Annotated in this window: 5 protein-coding genes; 1 reads left to right on the forward strand and 4 read right to left on the reverse strand. The window is 64.3% G+C overall.

The window, feature by feature from the left end; translation table 11 throughout:
- Positions 1-74 (forward strand): hypothetical protein (locus WEA77_RS08685; RefSeq protein ID WP_368067480.1); only part of this gene is annotated, 74 nt, incomplete at its 5' end.
- Between the two features lie 339 nt (positions 75-413).
- Here WEA77_RS08685 and WEA77_RS08690 read toward each other — a convergent pair.
- The 4 genes from WEA77_RS08690 to WEA77_RS08705 form a co-directional block, all read right to left on the reverse strand.
- On the reverse strand, positions 414-1,217 hold the full coding sequence (locus WEA77_RS08690) for an MBL fold metallo-hydrolase (protein ID WP_368067476.1): 804 nt from the start codon (positions 1,215-1,217) through the stop codon (positions 414-416).
- Positions 1,217-1,990, reverse strand: coding sequence for a TatD family hydrolase (locus WEA77_RS08695; protein ID WP_368067477.1), 774 nt, complete (start codon positions 1,988-1,990; stop codon positions 1,217-1,219). Before WEA77_RS08695 ends, WEA77_RS08690 begins: the two co-directional genes overlap by 1 nt.
- Positions 1,991-2,001: 11 nt before the next feature.
- Positions 2,002-2,937, reverse strand: coding sequence for a DNA polymerase III subunit delta' (locus WEA77_RS08700; RefSeq protein ID WP_368067478.1), 936 nt, complete (start codon positions 2,935-2,937; stop codon positions 2,002-2,004).
- Positions 2,934-3,332, reverse strand: a 399-nt coding sequence (locus WEA77_RS08705) for a dTMP kinase (RefSeq protein ID WP_368067479.1), incomplete at its 5' end; no start/stop codon positions are given. The genes WEA77_RS08700 and WEA77_RS08705, both read right to left, overlap by 4 nt.

Raw genomic sequence — 3,332 nt, forward strand, 5'->3', positions numbered from 1 at the left:
ACGAGGTCAAGGGCGTGAACCGCGTCGTCTATGACATCACGTCGAAACCTCCGGGTACGATTGAGTGGGAGTAGCCCGCCCGGAAGAGCCCGGAAGAGCCCGGAAGAGAAAGTCTGATCGGGGGAAGGGGAGACCGCGGCGGGTTAAGCAGCAGTGAATCGGTTCAAGGCGCGGAGCCGGACCGGCTACCCGGCCGCGGCCTGGCACAAGGCGGAAGTTTGGTGCGTCAGAACTCATTTGCAGTGCGCGCAAATCAGTCTACCCAATCACACGCGCCCGCTCCACCCATAGAGATCCGTCGTTCGCATAATCAATATTATGGGAAATTCTTAATTACGTGATTTCAAGCCGGATGTGGCTGACACTGCAACCGGTGTCTTGAGCAGCCGCGACCCCGCTCCCCTCACACTACCCTACAACTCGAACACGATCTCCATGCCGTCAAAGGCCGGCTCCACACCGTCCGGCAAGTCCTTCACCAGTGTCTGGTAGTCCATGTCGACGTGCAGATTGGTGAGAATCGCCCGGCGCGGCTTCAGCTGGGCGATCCAGGACAGCGTCAACTCAAGGTGCGCATGCGACGGGTGCGGCGTATAGCGGAGCGCGTCGATGATCAGCGTATCGAGCCCTCCAAGCGCGTCCATCGATTCCGCCGGCAGGCCGTTCACATCGTTGCAGTACGCCACATTGCCGATCCGCAGGCCGAGGCACCTTATGCGACCATGTTCCATGTCGACCGGCAGGAATTCCACAGGTCCGCCGCGACCCGGCACTTTGAAAGCCTGCAACGGCTCCACAGCGGATTGCGGCGCCATGATCGCCGGGTAACCGGCCGCGCCATGGAAGATATAGTCGAAGCGCCGCTCCAGCCGCTCCTTCGTCGCCGCATCAAAATAAGTCGGGATCTGCGCCCGCTGGCGAATGGCAAAGGCGCGGACATCATCGATGCCGTGGGCCTGGTCGGCATGGTCGTGCGTGTAGACGACCGCGTCGAGATGCGCCGTGCCGCAGGCCAGCAGCTGCTCGCGCAGATCGGGCGCGGTATCGATCAGGATGCGCGTCACGGCGCCGGCCTCGTTCCAGCGTTCAAGTAGCGCGCTGCAGCGGGTGCGCCGGTTGCGTGGCTCTGCGCTATCGCATGCGTCCCAGTCACCGCCGACGCGCGGAACGCCCCCCGATGAACCGGTGCCGAGCAGGACAAGGCGCGCACGGGCCATCAGGCAGCGACCTTCGCGAAGAGCCGCAGGGCATTCTCGGTCGTCACGCGCTTCACCGTATCTGTATCGATCCCCATCAGCGCGCTGAGCGCCTCGGCGACGTGCACGAGAAAGGCTGGCTCATTGCGCCGGCCGCGCATGGGAACGGGCGCGAGGTAGGGGCAATCTGTTTCCAGGATGATCCGATCAAGTGGCACATCGGCGATCACTGCGCGCACGTCCTTGGCACTCCTGAAGGATAGAATTCCGGATACGGAGACATATGCGCCGAGCGCCAGAGCGCGCCGGCAAAGGTCTTGCCCGCCGGTATAACAGTGCAGCAGCGGCTGGAACGCGCCTTTCGCAAACTCATCCTCAAGGATGTCGGCCATCAGGCTGTCGGCTTCGCGCGTGTGCAGGATCAACGGCAGACCGGTCGAGCGGGCCGCCTTGATGTGCTCGCGCAGGCTGCGGACCTGGTCTGCCTCGGCGCTGTAGCCATAGTGGAAGTCGAGCCCTGTTTCGCCGATCGCGACGACCTCGGGGTGCGCCGCGTCGGCGACCAGCGTTTCGGCAGTTAGGTCTGTAGCGTCCTTCGAATGGTGGGGATGGACACCCACCGAGCACCAGATATCAGCATGCGCTTCGGCTATTGCGCGCACCGCCGGAAAATTGTCGTAGCGATCGCAGATCGCGAGGAAGCGCTGCACGCCGGCGCCGCGGGCGCGGGCCAGTACGTCGTCGAGGTCATTGGCGAAGGCCTCGCCGTGCAGGTTCACGTGTGTATCAAACATCTGCGGGGCGTTTAGACGGCCTGCGCCAACTCATAAAGCCCCGCTACCAGTTTTGAGGCGACCTGGGCGGCGTCCATGTTCAATTGCTCGCCGTCGGCGGCAAGGCGTGCCTGTTTCAGCCAAACCCGGGCGGCCGAAGGATCGGCCTCGGCGCGGTCGGCAATCCAGTCGAGCAGTTCGGCGCGGAAAGCCTCGATGGAGGCATCGTCGACCGCTGCGGCGGTCAACGCGGACATGGCCAGCTTGTCGGAAAAATTCGGCGCAGACCGGAGCAGGGCCCGGGCGGCCTCGACTGCGGCAAGGGCAGGCGGCGATGACAGGCGGATGCCCTTCCCCGGCCTGCCCTTCGCGATCCGCGCGGCCTGTTGTGGCGCGCCCGCCGCGTCCAGCGCGCGCTGACAATCCTCGTCAGACAGAGCGGAAAGCTTCAGCACGCGGCACCGCGACCGGATCGTCGGCAGAAGCGGTTCACGTCCATGATTGATCAGGAACAGCACGCATTTCGGCGGCGGCTCTTCAAGGGTCTTCAGGAGCGCATTGGCGCCGTTGCGGTTGGTCTCGTCGATGGCGTCGATTATTCCGATCCGCCAACCGCCAAGTGCCGGTTTCATCGTGAAGAATTCCGTCAGCGTCCGAACCTGCTCGACGCTGATGTCCTGCATCAGCTTGCCCTTGTCGTTGAGGCCGCGCTGAAGTGTCCGAAGGTCCGGGTGGCTTGCGGCATAAACGGCGCGCCATACGGGATCCCTCTCGCCGGCGTCCAGAGGTGCTGCATCAGGCCCGCGCGCGCCAAGCAGGAACGCGGCGAGGCGAAGCGCGAAACGGTGTTTGCCGATACCTTCCGGCCCTTCGATCAGCCAGGCATGGTGTAGTCTGGTGCGCGCGTGCGCGTCGAGAAACCGGCGCTCGGCTTCGGCATGGCCAAACAGGGGCCAGGCGGCGCTCATGATGCTGCTTCGGCGAGCAGTTGGGAGACATGCAACCAGGCCATCGCAGCAACTTCGGGGGCGGCACGGCTCGCATCCACGATCCGGCAGCGTTCCGGTTCGCGCCGCGCAATCTCTGCAAATGCCTGACGCACGGATTCATGAAATCCGTCGCCGCGTTGTTCAAACACGTCAGCGAGTCCGGCGCGGGCTGCGCGCCGCTCAAAGGCGAGGCTCACGGGGGCATCGAGGATCAGCGTGAGATCGGGGTGGGTGGCGCCAACCACATGGTGTTCGAGGGTCAGCACGACCTCCGCCGGCAGGTTTCCCGAGACGCCCTGATAAACCCGTGTGGAGTCGGCGAAGCGGTCGCAGATGACCCATTTTCCGGCCGCCAAGGCCGGCCGGATCAGGAA

Origin of the sequence: Hyphomonas sp., from assembly GCF_040882205.1 — a bacterium.
In the GTDB taxonomy this organism is placed as follows: Bacteria; Pseudomonadota; Alphaproteobacteria; order Caulobacterales; family Hyphomonadaceae; genus Hyphomonas.